Raw genomic sequence first — 22,264 nt, forward strand, 5'->3', positions numbered from 1 at the left:
AAATCGCCTATGGATCATTTGATTGCGGCATATTTTGTTTGGAGCCGCTGGCGAGATTGGCGGCGTTCTTGTTATAATATCAAACTGTCCTCAGAATACTTCTGGCCATTCGATATCGGAACTATCCGTCCAGCTGATTGAATTTGGCAGCTCCGTTGGGCTTGCTAAAAATTCCGCTACAATTTTCAAAGCCAAAGCTGGCGTAACTATGCTCATCTTCGGAAAGAAAATATTATTCTTAGTAAAAAAGACTTCTGACTGGCCAATTTTCTCGGGGTCAGCACAATAACCCCATGTCCTTGGTTTGGCCGACTTGTTCTTTCCCTCAATACTAATCGCTAAACCACCTGCCTCATCGTATCCAAGCAGAAGTTGCATTTGGGTTCCATCACTACTATTGCTAACAATGACTTGTTCGCCACAATCCTCCCAGAATTTCTTAGGAAATGGTACAAAAAGCTCCTTAAGCTCTTCGTCTACAAAGCCAGCAGGCAATACCTCATACGGTTTGCCGAAAATTACCCAAGCGTGTCGCATCTATCAGTTGCTAAATCAATCTGCCCTTGGAACCAAGATAGAGCTGTCAAGCTTCGTAGTGCCATCTTTTGTTACACTCCACACATCACCGCTCCTTGTGCTTCGAATATGGACCTGTCGCTAAGCGCTAAAACCGGCCATTGGAAGAGATTGGATCAATGACTGCGGAGTCCCGCAGTGTATCAGTTCAGGCGTGTTGCAGCGAACGGCGGGCACTCCTGAACCGATCATCGGTGACCAACGCAGCGAAGGACCCAGAAGAGCCCTTTTTTCCTGATGCTGCGCATTGTCGTAATGTCTGCTATTCCATGACGGACCCAAAAACTCACTTGGGAATCAAGGGTTCATTTAAGGAATGCAAGGATGAAAGACCGGGCTGAAACGTTGGCAAAAATGGCGCCCCACTTCGTCGCTGATGTTGAGATGTTGAGTGAGGCAGAAGGCGGAAAAACTCGCGCAGCGCATCCCGGTTGGGGATGTCCGTGCATGCTGGCACCAGAAGCTATGGTCGCGCATGATGCATGGCCTTTGCTGGGCGAAGAGGTTCTCAGTCCGGGTGATACGCGCAGATTAGGCTTTGTTTGTATTGCTGAGGAAGCAGCTGCGATTTTGCGAAACTCAGACGTGTTTTACCTCTGGGAAGGGCGACTTGTAGGTCAGGCGCGACCAGCCCGTGATGACGACAGGCCGCTCTATTGTCTGCTCGATGCGGTTCGTGACGCAGATCGTGATATCGCGGACGAGGCGGCAAAAGTTCTGCGAATGTACTTGGAGCGGGCCTGCACTAATGGCGATGTGCGCTGGTGGGAAGAGCTGGGCTTTGAATTGGATCTCTCTGCCGCGTTGCAACGGCGGGTAGATGTCGTAAGCCTGAAAGATTTGTTCATTGGACCAAAAGAGTTGGCACGTTTCGTCTGGGCTGTCTTTAAACAGGCCAGTGTCGGTGACTCCCAAAGTCATCGTTTCGCATTTATCCTTAAGAGAGCTGGTTCAATCGACGGCTTAGAGCGTGCAGTCGTTGATTATTTGCAGCGAAACTGGAAACGCGATGAAGCCACGACAACGGAATTTGTCTATATGCTTTGGAATGATCAGGATCTATGCGCAGTTTACAAACAAATTGCTGCCGAGGCCGATAGTCAGCAACTGCGCGACTTGGCGCAAAGCAAGCTGGCATTTTGGAACTCCGTCGTAGCGGTTGATGCGGAATTGGCTGCACATCTCGATGAGATCATACGCGAAGACAAAAGCGAAGACGAATGGAGCGAAATTGAAGCCGATGATTGGTTTCAGTCAAAACACTACTGTGGTGGATATTCCGCAGACGAGCGCGCTTTCGTTTTCAGCTTCTACAGAAACGACGGACAAGAGCTTTGGTTTCAATTCCCACTGAGCAAAGTGACTGAGGCTCGTAGATCAGACGCTCACATATTCGAAGCGCGTCTTGCGGAAAAGTGAGCGCAAAAAAGTACTACCCGACGCTCACCTGAAAGCGGAACTTGGCACGAACGTAGCGAACGGCGGCTTCGTCCGCTTCGCAGACGTTAATGCAGATTGCAGAAAATGTCCGGACTGAGCCCTTACCAACATCGCAAACTGGCGTATATTGCGGCGATGGATGAACGAAAATGAAGCCCAATAAGATTCTGTTCTTTGATGTATTGAAACGGGTCGCAAGTGACTGCGCGTCCGAGGGGTTTGTCGAACACCCAGCTTACGTTTCAGCATGGGAACCTGCGAACCAAGCGTATGAAGCGACCCTGATCCGCTCAAATGTTTCCGATTTCATTGATCAGCTAAACGTGTCGTTCTATCCGTCTTGGCACTCATTCCGGTTTCATATCAATCGAAGTGTTAACTCTTTTGGTATCAACACTATAGGCGACCTTCCGACCGATGCGGGTGAGTGGACAGATTGTTGGCTTTATCATCCATTTGACGAATACTTGCTCAAAAGCGGTACGGCGTGGAACGTGTTTTCAATCAAGAGTGACTTCAAGGTGAGTAAGCGGAAACCATTGAACGTGGAAGCGGAGACACTCAAGGTGTGCGCTGCATTTGAGCGCAATTCAGTGTTCTTGTTTAATGCTCTAAGAGGGAACTATCGTGGGCGTCTTGTCGATGTACAGCACTACAAAATAGAGCGCCCAAAGTAGATGTGCTAAGGTCCGTTTTGTCCGCATCCTGTAGTTTAGGCATGGGCCTATGAGCGTCTGCCTTGTTGATCTGCCATAAGCACAACCTTCAAGCAACTGAAGGAAATGCTTATGAAATCTCAACCATCTCGCGGAGACCAACCTCTGCCAAGCCTGATCAACCATGCCGAGCTCTTCGGCGACTGCATCCAAGACGAGGGATATAGCAAGGGCTCAGTCGTCAAGTACAAGTCGAATGCTTTAGCTCTTTGGGAAGCCCTATTGTCGGTGAAGCTCAGTCCTGCTGACCTTACAGATGAAATCATGGACAAACTTGCAGCCCCGATCGTCGAGGCTGCCTCGGCGAAGGACAAGAAGCACTGCCTGTACCGCCTGAACCGGTTCAGGGACTATTTGATCGAGAACGCATCTGCCCCTGTGCGTCCAGTTCCACCGCTCGACATGTCGCCAAGGGCAGTACTGAAACGCGAATACGAAACCTACCTCCGCGATCAACGAGGCCTGTCCACGGACACCATCTACCACTGTCTGCGGTTCTACGACCGGTTCCTGACTGCGAAGTTTGGTCCCGATCTGGGCGATTTGAACAGCATCATGCCCGACGACATCTCGGGCTTCATTCTTCGCTTGCGGGAGGCGCAAAACGCGCCGCGTGATAAAACCGGCCCGTCACATCTGCGCAATCTCTTCCAGTTCTTGTTCTGGAGCGGCAAAACGGAACGCAATCTAAGCCGTGCTGTTCCGAAGGCAAAACAACCAAAACCGACAGGCATTCCGAGATACCTTGAGCCAGAGGAGGTAAACCGCCTCATTGAGGTCGTGCGCGATCACAAGAAAACCGGTCGGCGTAACTATGCGATGCTGATGCTAGTTGCGCGTCTGGGTCTTCGGGCACCGGAAGTTACGGCCATTGTACTGGGCGACATCGACTGGCGCGCCGGTGAAATCCTGATCCGTGGGAAACGGCAGTTGCATGATCGGATGCCCATGTCGGCTGAAGTTGGCGAGGCGATTGTCGATTACATCAAGAATGAACGTCTCGGCCCGGACCGTGCCCTATTCGTCTCGGTGAAACCGCCATTCAAGCGGTTCAAGGATGCGCAAATCCTGCGCTGGATATTGCGCGACGCCTATGACGCAACCGGTATCAGTCCACCACAAGCCTACGTCGGTAGCCACATTCTCAGGCACAGCCTCGCGACTGATATGCTGCGAAAGGGAGCGTCACTGGCCGAGATCGGCGACGTTTTGCGTCACCGTTCCCCGCTGACAACGACGATTTACGCGCAACATGATGTGGATGCCTTGCGCTCCATATCACGGCCTTGGCCCGTCTCGGGAGACGCACAATGAAGACGCTTACTCAACGACTTGACGAATACCTCGCCCTTCGACGTTCGATGGGGTTTGATCTCTCATTTGACGAGCGCGTTTTGCGCAATTTCACGAGGTTTGGCGATAAGAACGGGTTCCAATGCATCTCGACGCCCTTGTTCCTCGATTGGAAGGCGAGCTACGGCAGTGCGGACAACAACACATGGGCTCATCGCCTTGGTATGGTGCGCAGCTTTGCCTTCTGGCTTGCAGAGCACGATGACCAGACCGAGGTTCCATCCGGCCAGCTTGTCACCGCGCGCTATCGAAGACGGGTGCCATACATTTACGCGCCGATCCAGATAGCGGAAATCGTTTCAGAGGCTGGTCGGCTTTCTTCACCTTACGGTCTTCGCGGTGCTCTTTGGCAGACACTGTTCGGCTTGATCGCGGTGACGGGCATGCGTGTGAACGAAGCTCTGTCTTTGGAAATGCATGACGTCGATCTGGATCGTGCCCTACTCACGCTCAGAAACACAAAAAGTGGTAAAGATCGACAACTTCCCATCAACAGTGATACGAGCAGTCGGCTGGCCAGCTACGCGAAACTTCGAGATCGTTTGGTAGGGCAAAAATCGAGCATGTTCTTTGTCAAGGAAGATGGTAATCCCGCAGGAGATTGTGGTGCACGTTACAACTTCGCGCAGGTCAGCAAGAACATCGGGCTTCGGTCACCGCAAGCCTTCAACAGGCATGGACACGGGCCACGCATTCATGACTTGCGGCATACATTTGCCGTTCATACCATCTTGGATTGGTTCCGGGATGGTCGGGACATCGAAGCCGAAATGTATAAGCTCAGCACATACCTCGGCCATTCTGAGCCAAAGCATACATTCTGGTACATTGAGGCAGTGCCCGAGTTGATGCAGCTAGCCGCACTGCGTGCCGAGCGTCGGATTCTGGAGGGCATGTCATGATCGCGACCTATCCTTTGCCTGCCTACGTGCAGCGGTTCTTCATGGAGCGGCTGTTGACCCAGATGCAGGCGAGCCCGAACACGATTGCCAGCTATCGCGACACCTTCAGGCTCTTGTTGAAATACGCGGCAGCAGAGACCAAACTACCGCCGACTGACCTGCATGTGGCTCATATCGATGCTGATATTGTCGGTCGGTTCTTAACGTTCTGTGAGGATGAACGCGGCAACAGCGCCCGAAGCAGGAACACCCGGCTTGCGGCCATCCGCTCGTTCTTCAAATACGTCGCTGGCTGTGAGCCTCATTTACTGCATCACTGTCAGAAGGTGCTGGCGATGCCATCTAAGCGGCACGAGAAACGCGTCGTGGACTTCCTAACCCGAGACGAAATGGAGCTATTGCTGAAGGCGCCTGACCAATCGACCTGGTTCGGTCGGCGGGATCGGGTTCTGCTCCTAACAATGCTGCAAACTGGCCTACGAGTATCGGAATTGATCGGCTTGCGCGTCAGCGATGTCGAGCTCGGAACCGGAGCTCATCTCAGATGCATGGGCAAAGGCCGAAAAGAACGCGCGACCCCTCTCCGTGCAGATAGTCGGGAAGCGTTGCAGGCGTGGCTTGCTCAAATTGGCGCTGAGCCAAACGATCCACTGTTCGCGACGATCCGCGGTAAGCCTTTAAGCCGCGATGCAGTCGAAAGGATCGTTCGGAAGCATGCGGCCACCGCTTCCACTGACAATACGACGTTCAGATTGAAGCGGGTTACGCCCCATGTTCTTCGCCATACGGCAGCAATGCAGCTTCTGCAGAGCGGAGTGGATCGAACAATCATCGCGCTTTGGTTGGGCCATGAGTCGATTGAGACGACACAGGTCTACATCCGTGCGGATATCGAACTGAAAGAACGGGCGATGGCTCTGACAAAGCCGGTTGATCAGAAGACTGGACGATACCGGCCGGGTGACGAGCTCTTATCGTTCTTGGAAGCGCTCTGAATTATGCCGACACGCCGCGCTGATCTTCCCACTGTGCAGCTGTCAGTGAGGATCGGCGCGGCATAATCCCAACCTCGGCATTATGCGTCTTATGCCGACCTCGGCATAATGCCCACTGGACAAAACACAAGAGCCGTTTGGATCGTGAATTAGCGAAAAGCGATGCCGCCATTCAAACGCTCCGCGATAACGGCTTAAGTGGGCTAATTCTGTTGAAAATTTTTGTTGATTTGAAGACCTTTGGCTGATTCAATTCCCCTATAAAAACGGGGATTTGGCGATGATGTGATCAAAGCAGGAAGCACAAGCGTCGCAGCTCATGTCAGCTATCGCATTGGACTTTTGAAACGAAGACTGTGAAGCTCCAATACTACGGCCAATGTGGATTAGCATGCCCGATCTGACAGCACGACATCGCTTGGCACCTTACTGGTCTGCAGCGTCGTTATTGCGATCCTCTTGCGGCGTATTAAGCGTTGACCAAGTGTCGTCTTGCGTCGGCAGAGGTAGTGTTTCACCGGCGCCGCGATGGATATTTACCTTTGCGATGAAGTTCGCAGAGATCGGTGCCGTCACAAACAGGAACCCCATTATCAGCAACTCATGCATCGAAGCTTGCCCTAGGACGAAGGAGTAAACCATTGAGGCCATCAGTAGCATCCCGATCCCCACCGTCCCGACCTTGGTCGGGGCATGCAGTCGCGACATCGCATTATCGAATTTCAACAGTCCGATAACGCCCACAATTGTAAAAAACGAACCTATCAGCAAACACAATGCAACGGCGTAGGTTCCGATAATCTCAAAGGTCATTCGATGATGTCCCCTCGCAAAATAAAGCGCGCCAGTGCGACTGTTGACACAAAGCCCAACATCGCAATCAACAACGACACTTCGAAATAGATTTGCACGCCTTGGTAAATCCCCAGCGCAATGACGATGCCTATGCCATTGATGACCATCGTATCCAGCGCAAGAATTCGATCACCGGGCGTTGGCCCGATAACCAGACGCACCATCGACAGGATCTGTGAAAGACCGAGCGTGGCAAAGGTGACAATCATCGCGATATCAAAAAGCCAAAGTGCGGACGTCATACGAAAATCTCCATAAGGCGGCGTTGGTAGCGATTTACGATATCGTCCCGCACGGCGTCTGGGTCATCGGTGTGCAGCACGTGCACCAATAGGCTATGCCCTTCGTCAGAAAGGTCTGCTGACACCGTTCCAGGCGTCAGCGTGATCGTTCCGGCCAAAACTGTTATTGCTTCGGGTTGGCGCAATTCTAACGGAATTGCGATCCACGCGGGTTTCAGTTTTGAATTTGGAACTGTTAAAACGATCCACGCTACCTCGATGTTGGCAACAAGAATATCCCACATCACTATGGCGCTGTAGGTCACCATCTTGTCCAACCTAAATCTTTTTGGCGTATTGGGCCACCAGATCGCGGTTCCACGTGAGATTACGATCCCTAGGATGATACCGAAAACGACCATCCCAGCCGAAACTTCATTTTGTAAAAGCATCCAGACGATCACAAGAAGAAGCGTGATGAACGGATGCGGAATAAGCCAAGTGAATGCGCGTTTCAAATCAATGGCCCTCCTGCGGTGTGCTTAGCTTACCGGGCGTATCCAGCACAGCCGCGATATATGGCTGTGGCGAAAACAACTGCGCTGCCATTTTGGTCGTATAGGAATGCACTTGCCCGGCGAAAATGGTATGCGCCACCAAAAGCGCGAGAAGTCCTCCTACCGCTACGTAGGACAAGGCGGCGGGAGAAGGCAACTCCGTCGCCTCGGCGTCGGCCTCTACGCTTTGTGCTTTCCAGAACAGAATGCTGCCAGCCCGTGAAAATCCGACGATGCTAAGCAAGCTTGATCCCAGCACAACCGCCCAAATCCAAACGACCTGATCCGTGCCGAAAGCCGCATCAAGCACCAACAACTTGCCAAGAAAGCCCGAAAGAGGCGGAAGACCAGCCACAGCAATTGCACAAGCGAAAAAGAGCGCCGCCGTAAGCGCGTTCCCGGCAACGGGTTGTTGCGCGGTCAGGTCCAAATTGGCCCGTCCGCTGCGCACCAAATCAACGATCAAGAATAGCGCCGCAGCAGCCAGTGTCGAATGCACAATGTAATAGAGCGCCGCCGCGATACCCTCGGGTGTGAACAGCGAAATCGCGACCATCACCATGCCCATTGATCCAATAACAGAAAACGCCACCAAGCGGTCGAGTCGCTTTGCAGCGAGAACCCCAACCATGCCAAGGGCCACCGACAGCAGCGCGGCGGGTAACAACCAGGCACCTTGCAGTCCTGCTGTGATCTCTAAATCAGGCGGGAAAATCATCGTGTACACCCGGATAGTCGCGTAGGCGCCTACCTTTGTCATAATCGCAAACAGTGCTGCGACGGGCGCTGGCGCTTCTGAGTAACTCGACGGTAACCAGAAATGCAGCGGGACCACGGCCGCTTTGATCGCAAAGACCAAAATTAACAGGACGGCCGCGACGCGAATACCCACGGTGTCATCCGCACCAATCAAGGCCACCCGATTGGCAAGGTCTGCCATATTTAGCGTGCCCGTTTCGGCATAGATCGACCCAAGTGCAAACAGAAACAGCGTTGATCCAATCAGGTTAAACAGCACATATTGCACCCCTGCGCGTAGCCGGGCGTCACCGCCCGCATGAATCATCAACCCGTACGAGGCAATCAACAACACCTCAAAAAATACAAATAGGTTAAAGAGGTCTCCCGTTAGAAATGCCCCCATGATCCCCATAAGTTGGAATTGGAACAGTGCATGAAAATGTACGCCGCGGTTGTCCCAGCCAGATCCGATTGCATAGAGAAGCACAAAGAGCGCCAGCACCGCCGTCAAAAGCACCATGAAGATAGAGAGTCGGTCCCCGACCAAGACAATGCCAAACGGTGCTGCCCAATCGCCAAGTTGATAAAGGGTGATGGACCCGTCAAAAACCTGTGCGGTCAGCCCGAGTGCGATCGCAATCAGGGCCACCACGCCTGCAACTGAGAAGGTACGCTGAATGCCGATGTGGTAACGGGCGGCCAGCACAATGAAAGGTGCAAGCAACGCAGGAAGGACGACGGGTGCAATGAGCCAATGGTTCATGATGATGTCCCCGTGGTCTCTTCGGCCTGATCATCCACGTGATCATCATTGGATCCTAGAAAAGCGCCCAAGCTGATCATCACCACGACAGCCGTCATGCCAAACGAGATTACGATGGCGGTCAGGACCAAGGCTTGCGGCACGGGGTCTGCATAGCTTGTAGCGCCGTCATGCAAGATCGGCGGCGCACCAACGGTCAAGCGGCCAGAGGCGAAAAGGAAAACGTTCACCGCATAGGTTAAAAGCGAAACCCCCAAGATAACTGGAAATGTTCGCAGTCGCAGCACGAGGTAAAGCCCTCCTGCCGTCAAAATACCAATTGCCGAAGCAACCAAGAGTTCCATTTTACACGCCCTCCTTTGCAGTGTCAGGCGTATCAAGATGAATGTCATCACGCGACGGGTTGATGTCCATTGGATGTTCGCTGTCTTCCGTATGGGCACGACGTGCCAGACGTGAAAAGCTTTCGAGTGACAGCATTACAGCCCCTAGGACCGCAAGGAACACACCTAGGTCGAACAGCGCAGCGGTTGCCAGTTCAAACTTTTCAAAAGGCGGAATGCGGACATAGGTAAAATCTGAGGTCAGGAACGGCTTGCCGAAGAACCAAGAGCCCATTCCGGTGAAACCTGCGATCAACACCCCGGCCCCAATCACCCCGTGGTATGGGTAGCGCAAGCGCGCTGACGTCCAGGAAAAGCCGCTCGCCATATACTGCATCACCACAGCAATCGAAACGACAAGCCCGGCAATAAAGCCACCACCCGGTTCATTATGACCGCGCAGGAAGATGTAGAATCCGACCATCAAAACGACGGGCATGATCACACGGGTTAAGACAACCATCATCATCGGATGTGTGTCACCAGCGCGGGGCTGGTCGGGCTTGCGGTTCAAGAGTCGCGCACGCACTGGTCCATTTAGTAGTGTCTCGGTCAGCGCATAGATCAGCAATGCGGCGACCCCTAAAACGATAATTTCACCATAAGTGTCAAAGCCACGGAAATCGACAAGGATGACGTTCACAACGTTAGTACCGCCGCCGCCCTTATAGGAATTCGCCACGTGGAATTCTGAGATCGGCACGCCTGTCGCGTCGCGCAATAGATAATAGTACGCCAATGCGAACGTCGCCAAACCACCCATAATTGCAATGGCGCTGTCGCGGGTACGGCGCAAAACCGAGCTTTCGACAGGCGTGGTATTGGGCAAGAAATTGAGCGCCAGAAGCATTAGAATAATTGTCACCACCTCGACGGTGAATTGTGTCATCGCAAGGTCCGGCGCGCTGAAGAACACAAAGCCGATCGAGACCATAAGCCCCACAATGCCAATCAAGATCAGTGACAGCAGGCGATTGCGATGCAGCAATACCATCCCAATAGTGGCGGCCACCAACATCAACCACCCTGCGATTGCGACAGGCCCTGCGGCTTGCGCTGCGCGTGTCGGAGCGCCAACAGTGCCTGTTGTCCAAGCGAAAAATCCTGCGACGAAGATCGTCACGGCGCCAATAGCGGCATAACGTGAGAACGCGCCGTTGTGCAGCGGGAGGATCGCTGCTTGCGCCAACTTTGCCACCGCTTCAACGATTTTATCAAAGATTGCTTTAGCTTCGGGGCGCGGCATGCGGTCCCAGATGCGCAATGTGGGATTGAAGACGAGCAACATGACCAAGCCACCGACGACCGCGATGATCGACATGTAAAGAGCTGGAACTAGACCGTGCCAAATTTTGAAATGTGCGTAAGGGACCGAGGCCGCGTCGCCCAGTACCGAGGCGGTGACCAGCTTTACAAACGGCTCGGCGACAAAAGGCGCCAACCCGATGACAACAACCAACACCACAAGGATCGCAGGCGGCAACCATAAACCCGGGCGTGGATCATGCGGCTTGGCAGGATAATCGTCGCGCACCGGTCCAAAGAAAACGTGCCCGATCAGCCGGAAACAATACGCAGCCGAAAAGATCGACCCGAATGTCGCCAACGCGGGGACCAACCAAGGCATGCCAAACAGAACCGTAGCATAAGTTTCTTCCAGCATCATTTCTTTGGACAAGAACCCGTTCAACAGTGGGATACCCGCCATAGACAAGGCAGCAAGTGAGGCAATGACGAAGGTGACCGGCATCAATGTGCGCAGTCCACCAAGACGTCGGATGTCACGGGTATGTGCCTCGTGATCGATGATCCCTGCTGACATGAATAACGCCGCCTTGAACGTCGCGTGGTTCAGAATGTGGAATACGGCCGCCATTGCACCAAATGCCGTCCCAGTGCCCAATAGCATGGTGATCAAGCCCAAATGGCTGACCGTCGAGAACGCGAGCAAAGCTTTCAGGTCATGCTTGAATAGCGCGATAACCGCGCCCAGTACCATCGTCACCAAGCCCGCCGTTGTCACGATCACAAACCATTCAGGTGTGCCCGATAGAACGGGCCACATCCGCGCCATCAGGAAGATACCAGCCTTCACCATTGTTGCGGAGTGCAGATAGGCGGACACAGGTGTCGGTGCGGCCATCGCGTGGGGCAGCCAGAAATGAAACGGAAACTGTGCAGACTTCGCAAAACAGCCCAGCAAGATCAAAATCAGCGCAGGCACATAAAGCGCATCTGCTTGGATCACATCACGGTTCTGCAAAATCACGCTTAGATCATAGCTGCCGACGATATGCCCAACAATCAGCATGCCTGCGATCATCGACAAACCACCCATGCCCGTCACAGTTAGCGCCATGCGCGCGCCTTGGCGACCTTCAGGCAGGTGTTTCCAAAAGCCGATCAAAAGGAAAGATGACAGCGACGTCAGCTCCCAGAAAATTAGCAAAAGCAATATGTTGTTACTAAGAACGATGCCCACCATCGCACCTTGAAATAGGAGCAAGTACGTGAAGAATTCGCCCATATTGTCGTTACGGCTAAGATAATTTCGCGCATATGCAATAATCAACAAGCCAATGCCCAAAATTAGCAGCGCAAAGAAAAAGCCCAGCCCGTCAAGCATCAACGTGAAATTGAGGCCCAAGGCAGGCATCCAATCGACACGCGCCATTACTACCTCGCCAACCAGAACGGACGGTAGATTTGTGAGCAAGCCTACAAAAGCAGCCAAAGTGACGGTGAATGTCACCCCAGCACAGGCGGATCGCCCAGCTGAATTCATGATGCCGGGCAAAAGCGCGCCTAAAAAAGGCAGTGCGACGATAAGAAAAAGGGACACGCAAACTCCAATTCGCTTCTAGTCTAGCAATTCGAACAGAAAACGCGACCAGTCAACATCAAAATGGTAGGTAGCCGTCAGAAAGGCGGGCACCAAACGCCAGAATACCAAAGAAATCCCTAAAGCGGTCATTGGGCCCAGTTCGACAAACGGCAGCATTGTCCGCGAAGGAAATGTCGAGGCGCAACGCGGCGAATGTCCGATTTTCTAAAATTTAGCTGAAAGTCGTATAGGATGCACAACATGTTATAAGATTGCGATCCTTTTCAGGGGGGCAATGGTATTTTCGACATCTAAAAGGTCAATTTCTTTTCCCAATTACGCATTTCGCGGACAAAGTGGTTCTAGTCAGAGAGCATCAGCTGAACCGAAAGGCTGCAACCGCGGCCGCTCGGCAATTGATGCGAAACCGCCCTAGCCTGACGGAGGCCCCAGCCTGACCTTGCATTTTCGCTTTGGAATATCTGAGTTGCTTTGCATTGGTTACCTGCAGTGCCGCCCAATCCAAGTGACGCCAGAAACTTCACGAATTCAGGGTGTCTTTTGCCGCTGTGCAAAAGCTATGGGCAACAACAGGTCACCCTTTGCAGCCTTAGTGAGGCTGCGGAAAGTCTGACGATTGTCACCAAAACTGTCCGTTCGCTCATAAGTTCAAGTTTTATCGACACCCTCTCGCGTTAACCCAAAGAAACACGTCAACCTTGGCAGGTCGTATCCAAGAAATCTGTTTCAAAGTGCAGCAAAAAATACGTCTCGCTGAAAGAGCTCTGCTTCTTGAAAGGAGAAAGCATCTAACGCATGTCTCAGAAACTGATCCAAGCCGGGCATTTACCGCTGCCTCTCGGCCGAAAGGCACAACGAATTTTTCGGCGGTCTGACGTGCTAAGATGAACAAACACCCACCGCCACTAAAAGGCAGAGCCAGCGTTACGCTGACTTTTTCTCTGGCATTAAAATGTTTATGCAGCAAAAAAGGAAGCTCAGTTGCGCAGGCAGACTTGGGTCCATTGATTTCGTTGCATTTTTAAAGCTAAAAAAGAAACTATTATAGGTTTCTGATCAATTTCAAATGCCTAACCAGAATAAGGCCATCGTTGCGCCACATAACTGGCAGGCAAACGATGAGACTTGCTGCGTCCCGAAGCGGCGTTTGCGACTTCAGTCCCTACTCCATCCGCTAGTCGCAACAGGTTACACGCTAGCTTCAAGATTTTCCTTCAGGCTCGTTGCTGACGGCCAGCCATCGATCCGTACAAAAAGCACCCCTAGGAGAGATATTGAGAGCAAGCTGAGCCTTGACAAGCCTCAGACAAATTAAGCCGATCGACAGCCCTATGGCGTCTTCTATACGCTAGTGTAATCCAAATTGGCTGCATGAACTGTATGTATTCATATCAGGTAGCAGTGCGGCAATTCCGAGGTCGTAGATCGTAATTCCTGTATCACCCTTGACGGATGTGCTCCGCCGCCCCCCCCGGCACTCCCACTGCGGTGGCATCTGCAATACAAGCAATGGAGCGTCAAAGTGTCTTAGCACGATGCTTAGCATATCATCTTAGCAATTAGCTTGCCTATCGATAGCTGTGGTGCCGCGCCGAAACTCACAATGACTTATCGATACGTGCGTACCAAGCGCGAAGTTTAATGCTACGTATGCTTGCTAAATCTCCACCGCGCTTGTTGGCCGTGCGCTCAGAGTGGACGAGAAACGTAATCCATTCAGGAGAAGGGAAGGTCCACAATTTCGACTTTATTCCTAGATTCGCTCATACGGCAGTCATTGGCTAAGTCGTTTGTAAATGCATGTAGCGTGATTTGATGATTAAGAGAGGCAAAGGTTTTTGTTTCCCATAGGTCTAAGAATCCGTTTTGAGAACAAAAACATCAAGCGGCCCAAAGGTTCGCACCAAGTCATAATCAGTACCCAACACGGCCAGTAGCTCCGGCATCTCTGATTCCATGAATGCGCGGCTGTCGCGACTGTCGCCGGTCATTTGAGGCAGGCGGTCCGAGGATTGCACGACAACGGCCCACGGTGGATCAGAGAACGCCTCCAAGAGCTCTTTTTCAGCGTCCTGTTTGCTCCAAGGTGCCTTGAGAGGCACGCTGTAAATGTAGCGCGTAAAGTGTTTGAGTCCAGAATAATGGTAGATGATTGGCTCAAACCCAAATACCAGCAAGGTTGCGTCGTTCGAGGGTTTATTCTGTGCAAGCCACTCTGCCGCGCCTCGATTGGCCGCCGAATCTACAGTATGGACCCGATACATTTCAGTTTCGATCGCGAAGCGCTCCTCCGGGGTCCCCATAACAGCCTGTATCCGCCGGATATTATCGCCCCACATTAGACGGCTCTTGTAATTCCCAATCATCAGGAACGCGAAGAGACAACAAAAGGCAAAAATTCCAATGCGATATGCAAGCAGTTTGCGTAGAAGAAGCCAGAAGCCCCACCCTGCAGGCACAGCAGCAACAAGTGCTGCTGACATGAAGTGGTAGGGGTAGAACTTTCCTTGCAGCGCAACACCGAACAGAAGAACCGCGATCTGGATGACCAAATGAACACTGTCACCCATCAGCGGTTTGTCTTTCCATCCCAATAAAAAAAGGAGCGCCAAGCCAGGCAATACGAAGATCCATGTACCGAAATACCCGACTAGCGTACGAGTTATTATGTCAACTAAGTCTCTTTCGTGCGCCAGTTGGGTATACTGTGGCACGAAGACAAGCATGGTCTCTAGGAAAGCGGGTAGCGCACCAGATAGCCACAAATAGCAGACAACCAGCCCCGTGACCGCAGTAGCACCGACGAAAAAGGCAAGAAGCGGCAGAATGACGCCTGTCCAGCCTACGCGCCGCATTTCCCAGTCGACAACAGCAAGAAACGAAACGACGGCACCAGCGGCAAGCGTCGGTTTAAGCATTCCTGCGAATGCAAAACAGGCAGAACAACACGCCCATAGAAACAGCTTCCTATATTGGCTCCCAGCCCTGTTCAGACCAAACAAAATCCCGGCGAGAACGAATACTGCACCGAAGCTTTCGGTCTGCGCGGTGTTCCAGTAACCACCTAGCAGAAGGTTGTGAACTGCAATGGTGAAACAAATGACGGCCGCAGCTACCGGCAAATTTCTCTTGGTAATGGAATAGGCAATGCCACCAAACAGCAGCATGCTAAAAACTTCAAAGATCCGAATTCCCAACTCCGTTGCACCAAACACTGAATGCCCCAGCATATATAGTAAAAAAACACCAGGCGGCTTCACATCCCAGACATCACGATAAAGAGCGCCGCCATTTGCGACTGTCTCTGCTGCAACTGCAAAGACAGCCTGGTCCCGCCCAAACGGCATACCGAGTAGATTTGCTAACAGATATGCAGATCCCGCCAGCATCCCGACCAATAGCACGTTCTGCCAATTGGCCGACGCTCGAACATCCGTCTGGTCGGCTGGCAAATCGTTCACACTCATATCTTAAGCAAACATGAAGGTGTCTACGAACTCTGCCCCAGTCGGGATATCTGGTAACGGTGTTGCACCGTTTCCGTCATCAAGGTCACCATCAAAGTGATAATTCGCAACCAGATCAGGATCAAGGGTCTGGATAGCTTGATCATAGTTGTCGGCAATCTCGGTTGCGGTCCTTGCATCGCTCCAGAAACGGAACTCGTCCACGATCCCTTCCAATCCAGCATCGCCACCTTTTAAGGCCCAACCAATCTCCTGAATGTCAAAAGCGTCCGTCCAAGCCACCGTGCCTTCAGCGTCAAGAACACCGTTAATGTAGAGCGACGCAATGCCGTCCTCTCTGACAAACGCGAAATGGGTCGGAGTATTTAGTTCGACTGCAGTTGTCGCTGTGACGAGATCTCCATAGTCACTGTCATAAAGACGGGCAAATCCATTATAGAAGTTAATGTCATTGCCATTTCTCCAATTCGTACCGCTACCCGCAATTCCATCCACGTTGTTGATTGGACCGCTCGTGAACATGACCCAACCTTCGATGGTAAAGTCGCTCCCTCCTTCGCCGAGAGAGAAGTCTTGAACATCAACACCCTCAGTGCCATCCAGCGACAGCGCCTGCGTTCCGCCGATACTTGGCTCCACGACATCGATCGTGACTGTCGCGACGTTGGACCATGTGCCTTCGCTATCGCGTACCCGGTAGGTGAAGCTGTCAGAGCCGACAAAGTTCGCATCGGTTGGGACGTATTCTGCGTGGCCATAGTGGCCAGTTGGAAGTCCCCGGTCGATAAGCTCTTGCTCGGTGTCCATGATCTCAATGGTACCGTTGGTTGGTCCGCTGACAATCTCGACCATTTGCATGTCAAGCATGCCATCAGGGTCATAGTCGTTATCGAGGATGTGCAGGTGGCTCGCTTGCGGATCAAAACCTTGCGACAGAGTAACACTGTCATCAACGGCAACCGGTGGAACATTACCAACATCGATATCAACCGAAGTATAAGTCGTTGATGCGCCCAGTTCATCCGTAGCCGTCAACGTGACCGTATAAAGACCGTCATCGGTGTAGGTGTGGCTTGGCGCGGCACCGGTCGCAGTATTCCCGTCACCAAAGTCCCAAGCGTATGTGATGGCATGGCCTTCAGCATCAGTAACATCAGATTCAAAGGTCACAGTATACGGCGCTGTAGTGCTGCTGTCTTCGCCCGTATCCAGCACGATACCCGTACCGGCAGGCGCCGAATTCGGATCGCCCTCACCAGTGATCGTAAGGCTTATCAAAGCAGTGGAGCTTTCAGAACCGTTCGAGATCACATAAGAAACTGAAGTCGTGACACTTTCGCCAGAAGCGAGGTCGTCAAACTGATTGTCCGCGTGGAATTCGATGCGGCCGTCATCATAGACACGGAACTTGCCGCCATTATCAGCCCAAATCCAGCCAAGGTATCCACTACTGAAGGTATTATCGACGTTGGCATTGCCGTTCCACTTGAAACCATGCAACTCTAACAAACCGGCAGGATCAGACGCGTTGAGATTGTCATTGTCGTAGATATTGCCAAGCTCAATAGCCGACGCGTCTGGTAGGGCAGAGGCAGAAATCACAATCAAATCGGCATTGGCAGCATTCATAACACTCGGGTCCACGACATCAATCGTGACTGTCGCGACGTTGGACCATGTGCCTTCGCTATCGCGTACCCGGTAGGTGAAGCTGTCAGAGCCGACAAAGTTCGCATCGGTTGGGACGTATTCTGCGTGGCCATAGTGGCCAGTTGGAAGTCCCCGGTCGATAAGCTCTTGCTCGGTGTCCATGATCTCAATGGTACCGTTGGTTGGTCCGCTGACAATCTCGACCATTTGCATGTCAAGCATGCCATCAGGGTCATAGTCGTTATCGAGGATGTGCAGGTGGCTCGCTTGCGGATCAAAACCTTGCGACAGAGTAACACTGTCATCAACGGCAACCGGTGGAACATTACCAACATCGATATCAACCGAAGTATAAGTCGTTGATGCGCCCAGTTCATCCGTAGCCGTCAACGTGACCGTATAAAGACCGTCATCGGTGTAGGTGTGGCTTGGCGCGGCACCGGTCGCAGTATTCCCGTCACCAAAGTCCCAAGCGTATGTGATGGCATGGCCTTCAGCATCAGTAACATCAGATTCAAAGGTCACAGTATACGGCGCTGTAGTGCTGCTGTCTTCGCCCGTATCCAGCACGATACCCGTACCGGCAGGCGCCGAATTCGGATCGCCCTCACCAGTGATCGTAAGGCTTATCAAAGCAGTGGAGCTTTCAGAACCGTTCGAGATCACATAAGAAACTGAAGTCGTGACACTTTCGCCAGAAGCGAGGTCGTCAAACTGATTGTCCGCGTGGAATTCGATGCGGCCGTCATCATAGACACGGAACTTGCCGCCATTATCAGCCCAAATCCAGCCAAGGTATCCACTACTGAAGGTATTATCGACGTTGGCATTGCCGTTCCACTTGAAACCATGCAACTCTAACAAACCGGCAGGATCAGACGCGTTGAGATTGTCATTGTCGTAGATATTGCCAAGCTCAATAGCCGACGCGTCTGGTAGGGCAGAGGCAGAAATCACAATGACGTCCGGGTTCGCACTGACATCCTGAGTAGGAGCACCCTGAACGTAAATTGGCCGCAAAGTAGTATCCGTCTCTGGCACCACAAAAGCACGCGTGGACGTTGTGAGATTAACATCATCTTCCCAGTGAGAGAAGTTCCAGTAGTATCCGCCATCTACGTAGGTTTCAGGAACCGTCACTACATGATTGAAACCAATGATATTGTCGAATACCAAATCGCCGGAATAAGTGACCCCATCGAGAACAAACGTATATCCCGCTACATCGGGGTTGTCATACGTAGTAACCGACTCTTCGGGATAGATGAAGATCGACTCGGTCGTCGTCATGCCATCACTATCAATCGCTGTAAGCAGAATCTGATAGCGGACATTAGTAAAATAGTCATGTCCTGTCCCTGCGACTTCGAAAGAGAAACCGTCCGTCGTATTCTCGATCGCCGTGAATTCAGGGTGACCATGTTCGTTGTGAACCAATGACATGGACCAGAAGACATCCGTTCCCGACATAACACCATCTTCGACATCAACGGCAGAACCGGTCATACTGATGACATCGCCTACGCGGAACGTCATTCCATCGGTCGGTGTGTCAATCGTAACCACAGGTGCATTACCGACTGAAATAGTCTGAGACTCATATACGGTCTGGGCACCGTGTTCATCTGTCACAACTAGCTCAACGCGGTAGTCGCCTGGGCCATTATAGACATAGGTCGGCGAACGCTCGGTTGAAGTAGCTGTGTCACCAATCCCGTCACCATCCAAGTCAATACCGTCACCAAATGACCATGCGTAAGTGAGTTCGTCGCCATCCGGATCAAACGCATCCGTGTCAAAAGTAACTGTATGGGGCCAAGTCGTACTTGCCAACTCATCAGGTTCAAGAAGGATGCCCTGCCCCTGTGGGGCAAGATTTGAACCGCTATAAAAGATACGGTTCACAGATCCCTCAAAGGTGAACATGTTTCCAGTTTGGAAGGTAGAAATGTAGTAGAGCGAGCCGTCAGGGCCTTCTTTAAAGCTCAGAACCTGACCGGAAGCGTTCTTAAAGTGATTGTCGGACACCACAACTGGCTCGCCTCCTGAATAGTCAAGTTCTAGGAACCTAATCCATTTGCGCACCCAGTCACCGTAGAAATAGACGCCTCCGAACTCATCTGGAAACTGGTCTCCACGGTAGACGACACCGCCAGCAATTGCTGCACCTAGGTTGCCGTACAAATCCAAGTCATCCTGGCCTGGCCCACCTACGTGCGTATAAGCCCAGATCGGATTGCCAGGATCGCTGGCGTCAAGAAGATACCCTTCGTAACCTGGCCAGCCCATATTTGCACCTGCTACCGCGACATGGATGTCCTCGGAAGACGTCTGCAATCCACCACCAACTTCGCCAATAAACAATGTCTGAGACTCGTCATCGTATTCGGCGCGCCATGGGTTCCTAAGCCCATAGCTGTAGATCGTTGTGATCACCCCTTCGGGATCAAGCGCGAGGTTTTCAGCGCTGGTTGAGATCGCAGACAAAGTATGAACACCAGGCGTGTAATTTGCTGCGGCAATAGGGTCGTAGTAAGGGTTGTCAGTCGGGATCGATCCGTCAGTCAGATTCACCCTATGCAATTTGCCGTCGTCGTGCGTCAGATCCTGAGAATTCTCAGGGATAAACTCTTCCCCGACGGCGATATAGAGCTTGTATGGGCTTGGATCATCTGGACCAATGGGCTCATAGGCAATCGCCATTCCACCGCCCTGATGGTCAGCATAGTTGTAAAAGTCATGCTCGCGCCACAATACTTGCTCGGTACTGATATCACCACGAGACGTCGCCCCACCTCCGTTTTCTACGTGTTGAAAACGCGAAACAGTTGTCCGTTCATCTGCGGGGGTATTTGCTGATCCTTCTACATTAGGATCACCAGTGTTGGTGTACATCAAATAAAAGTAGCCGTTGTTGGCAAAGTCCGGATCGAGCTCAATATTTAACAGGCCCGCCTCGCGATCCTCGAGAGTTATTGAACTGATATCCATGTAAAGCGCCGACGGGCTATTAGCGACTGTGGGATCTTCGTAGATATAGATGTGACCGTTCTTCTGTAGGACGAGCATGCGTCCATCTGGAAGAAATTCAATATCTGTCGGCAAAAACAGACCTGTCGCAATCTGCGTATCAATAAATCCTTGAACGTCCCCTACCTGGATCTCAGAAGCGGAAGGATCGTCAATAATACTAGTGTTGGCCGGAAGATGAAGGTCATGATTTTGCTCAGCATTTCCGGTCAGATCAACGATATGATCATTGTCCGTGTCAAAGTTGTAGTAGCGCTGGAGTGAAGTCGGAACCCCCTGAGACAGATCAAGCGGCTGACCCGCATTAGCCAAGATATCGGTCGCCGAAAGCGCGGAGTCCCAAATACGAATTTCGTCCAAACGCCCTGAAAAACCACTGGTATTACTTTCTGCAAAATGGGTGAATGAGACATCACCCAGAATACCGGTTCCAGACCCCGCTTCGCTAATTCCGTCAATGAAGAGCTTTATTCGGTTATTTCCCGGCCCCCGCACGAAAGCAATAGAATGCCATTCTCCGGCTGCCAATTCATTTGGGGACACAAGAATGTCGCCCCTATTCGAGGTCGAAACCGTTGGGCGACCATCCTGCATATGGATGACGATTTCGTTGCCATTTTCGTCCGAGCCGACAAAGATCGGGTTTTCGTCAGTAGGGCTAGATGTGGGTGAAATGTAGACATTAAACTCAAGTGTAAAGTCACCGCTCAGATCAACATCCAGAAAATCAACACCAGTTCCATCAGTTTCAAAAATTTTAGACATAGTTACTTTCCCCAAAAAAATACTAACAACGGCAGCAATTGAATCTGTTTGCGTCAAATAAAAAATTGACGATCAAGCCGCCTATAAATTGACCAAAGGTTAACTCAGCATTAGATCGATCAGCAAGTGAAGATAACACAAACTGCACTTTTGTAGCGAATACTGACAGCTAATCGTACTTGCCTCGCTAGTTCGTGAATTATTCAAACGATTCTGCGCTACCGCACCCGCGAATAATCCACAATGGGAGCACGAATCATGCTGTAGGGAAGATTCGTGGAAAAGTAAGATTTGGCTGATGCTGTCCGAAAGCTCTGTGAGTCGAGTGATCCGAGCACGTCAATTCATAGGAAAAAGAAATTGCAGATCCGTTGATCAAACGAGCTAAAGGATTACAGTCCAACCATACGAAACCACTTCGCACCCCTCCAAAGTGCCATGCGAACTCCGCAAGTATGTCCCGCGATTTGCTCCCAGTTTCGTTCAGTTCGCCTTAGTCAATGCTAGCAGAAATGCACTATAGCTAATCGGCGAAACCTCATGCACGCCGGCCGCCCCATTTGCGTTTCCGCCCACGAAAGGCTTGCTCAGGCCAACGGCCATCGGGGTTTGCGTGTCCTTTGGGACAATCTGACCATAGATATTCTGAAAAACGGCGTTCGAAGACGTTTCGTCTGTCCGTGGTCAGGGCTTTTGGCACCAATAGCAGCTTTACCTAAAAGAGAGTTTGGCTCATCTGGTTGGTTTGATTATGCGGCGTGGTGGCGGTGAATGTCGGCAATGCGGGCTGCGATCGCAGCATTGTGACCTCTACCGGCCCCAGCCGCATGTTGATTGTTAGTGCTCGGTTGCTGGCCTGCTGAGTGCATCCTGCTGCGTCCTGCCAATTGGATTGTCCATCATTGGGCTTTCCACGAGCGCCTGCACATCTCAACGCGTCAGTATGCACGGATCGTGCGGGACCGGCTGAAAAGGATGTGATCTATTCACCCGGCCCTGTGTCAA

Annotated in this window: 14 protein-coding genes; 5 read left to right on the forward strand and 9 right to left on the reverse strand. The window is 51.9% G+C overall.

Annotated features, from left to right (window positions below; all coding sequences use genetic code 11):
• Positions 1 to 90: 90 nt before the first annotated feature.
• Positions 91 to 537, reverse strand: coding sequence for a hypothetical protein (locus ACHUEV_RS10740; protein ID WP_394179696.1), 447 nt, complete (start codon positions 535 to 537; stop codon positions 91 to 93).
• A 363-nt stretch (positions 538 to 900) separates the two neighbouring features.
• Between ACHUEV_RS10740 and ACHUEV_RS10745 the strand changes: the two genes are divergently transcribed.
• The 5 genes from ACHUEV_RS10745 (at position 901) to ACHUEV_RS10765 (ending at position 5,982) form a co-directional block, all read left to right on the forward strand.
• Positions 901 to 1,995, forward strand: a complete 1,095-nt coding sequence (locus tag ACHUEV_RS10745) for a hypothetical protein (protein ID WP_394179698.1) — start codon at positions 901 to 903, stop codon at positions 1,993 to 1,995.
• Between the two features lie 170 nt (positions 1,996 to 2,165).
• Positions 2,166 to 2,693, forward strand: coding sequence for a hypothetical protein (locus ACHUEV_RS10750; protein ID WP_394179700.1), 528 nt, complete (start codon positions 2,166 to 2,168; stop codon positions 2,691 to 2,693).
• A 111-nt stretch (positions 2,694 to 2,804) separates the two neighbouring features.
• Positions 2,805 to 4,046: a tyrosine-type recombinase/integrase gene (locus tag ACHUEV_RS10755; RefSeq protein ID WP_394179702.1), complete on the forward strand. Its 1,242-nt coding sequence runs from the start codon at positions 2,805 to 2,807 to the stop codon at positions 4,044 to 4,046.
• A complete protein-coding gene (locus ACHUEV_RS10760; protein ID WP_394179704.1) occupies positions 4,043 to 4,987 on the forward strand; it encodes a tyrosine-type recombinase/integrase in 945 nt (314 codons plus the stop codon). The genes ACHUEV_RS10755 and ACHUEV_RS10760 overlap by 4 nt, the downstream gene beginning before the upstream one ends.
• Complete coding sequence (locus ACHUEV_RS10765) at positions 4,984 to 5,982, forward strand: tyrosine-type recombinase/integrase (RefSeq protein ID WP_394179706.1); 999 nt, start codon at positions 4,984 to 4,986, stop codon at positions 5,980 to 5,982. Before ACHUEV_RS10760 ends, ACHUEV_RS10765 begins: the two co-directional genes overlap by 4 nt.
• Positions 5,983 to 6,408: 426 nt before the next feature.
• On the opposite strand, the gene mnhG is transcribed toward ACHUEV_RS10765, so the two are convergent.
• The 8 genes from mnhG to ACHUEV_RS10805 form a co-directional block, all read right to left on the reverse strand.
• Positions 6,409 to 6,795 (reverse strand): monovalent cation/H(+) antiporter subunit G, encoded by a 387-nt coding sequence (mnhG, locus tag ACHUEV_RS10770; RefSeq protein WP_394179708.1) that lies wholly within the window; start codon positions 6,793 to 6,795, stop codon positions 6,409 to 6,411.
• Complete coding sequence (locus tag ACHUEV_RS10775) at positions 6,792 to 7,079, reverse strand: K+/H+ antiporter subunit F (protein ID WP_394179710.1); 288 nt, start codon at positions 7,077 to 7,079, stop codon at positions 6,792 to 6,794. The genes mnhG and ACHUEV_RS10775 overlap by 4 nt, the downstream gene beginning before the upstream one ends.
• Positions 7,076 to 7,576, reverse strand: coding sequence for a Na+/H+ antiporter subunit E (locus tag ACHUEV_RS10780; RefSeq protein WP_394179712.1), 501 nt, complete (start codon positions 7,574 to 7,576; stop codon positions 7,076 to 7,078). The genes ACHUEV_RS10775 and ACHUEV_RS10780 overlap by 4 nt, the downstream gene beginning before the upstream one ends.
• 1 nt (position 7,577) lies before the next feature.
• Positions 7,578 to 9,119: a monovalent cation/H+ antiporter subunit D gene (locus tag ACHUEV_RS10785; RefSeq protein WP_394179714.1), complete on the reverse strand. Its 1,542-nt coding sequence runs from the start codon at positions 9,117 to 9,119 to the stop codon at positions 7,578 to 7,580.
• Positions 9,116 to 9,463, reverse strand: a complete 348-nt coding sequence (locus ACHUEV_RS10790; protein ID WP_394179716.1) for a Na+/H+ antiporter subunit C — start codon at positions 9,461 to 9,463, stop codon at positions 9,116 to 9,118. Before ACHUEV_RS10790 ends, ACHUEV_RS10785 begins: the two co-directional genes overlap by 4 nt.
• Position 9,464: 1 nt before the next feature.
• The gene (locus ACHUEV_RS10795; RefSeq protein WP_394179718.1) at positions 9,465 to 12,344 is read right to left on the reverse strand and encodes a monovalent cation/H+ antiporter subunit A; all 2,880 of its coding nucleotides are present in this window, start codon (positions 12,342 to 12,344) and stop codon (positions 9,465 to 9,467) included.
• A gap of 1,856 nt (positions 12,345 to 14,200) precedes the next feature.
• Positions 14,201 to 15,808 (reverse strand): ArnT family glycosyltransferase, encoded by a 1,608-nt coding sequence (locus ACHUEV_RS10800; RefSeq protein ID WP_394179720.1) that lies wholly within the window; start codon positions 15,806 to 15,808, stop codon positions 14,201 to 14,203.
• Positions 15,809 to 15,817: 9 nt separating this feature from the next.
• Entirely contained in the window at positions 15,818 to 21,259 is a 5,442-nt protein-coding gene (locus tag ACHUEV_RS10805; RefSeq protein WP_394179722.1) for a PKD domain-containing protein, read from the reverse strand.
• Positions 21,260 to 22,264: the final 1,005 nt, after the last annotated feature.

The organism is Yoonia maritima (assembly GCF_043641945.1).
Classification (GTDB): Bacteria; Pseudomonadota; Alphaproteobacteria; order Rhodobacterales; family Rhodobacteraceae; genus Yoonia; species Yoonia maritima_B.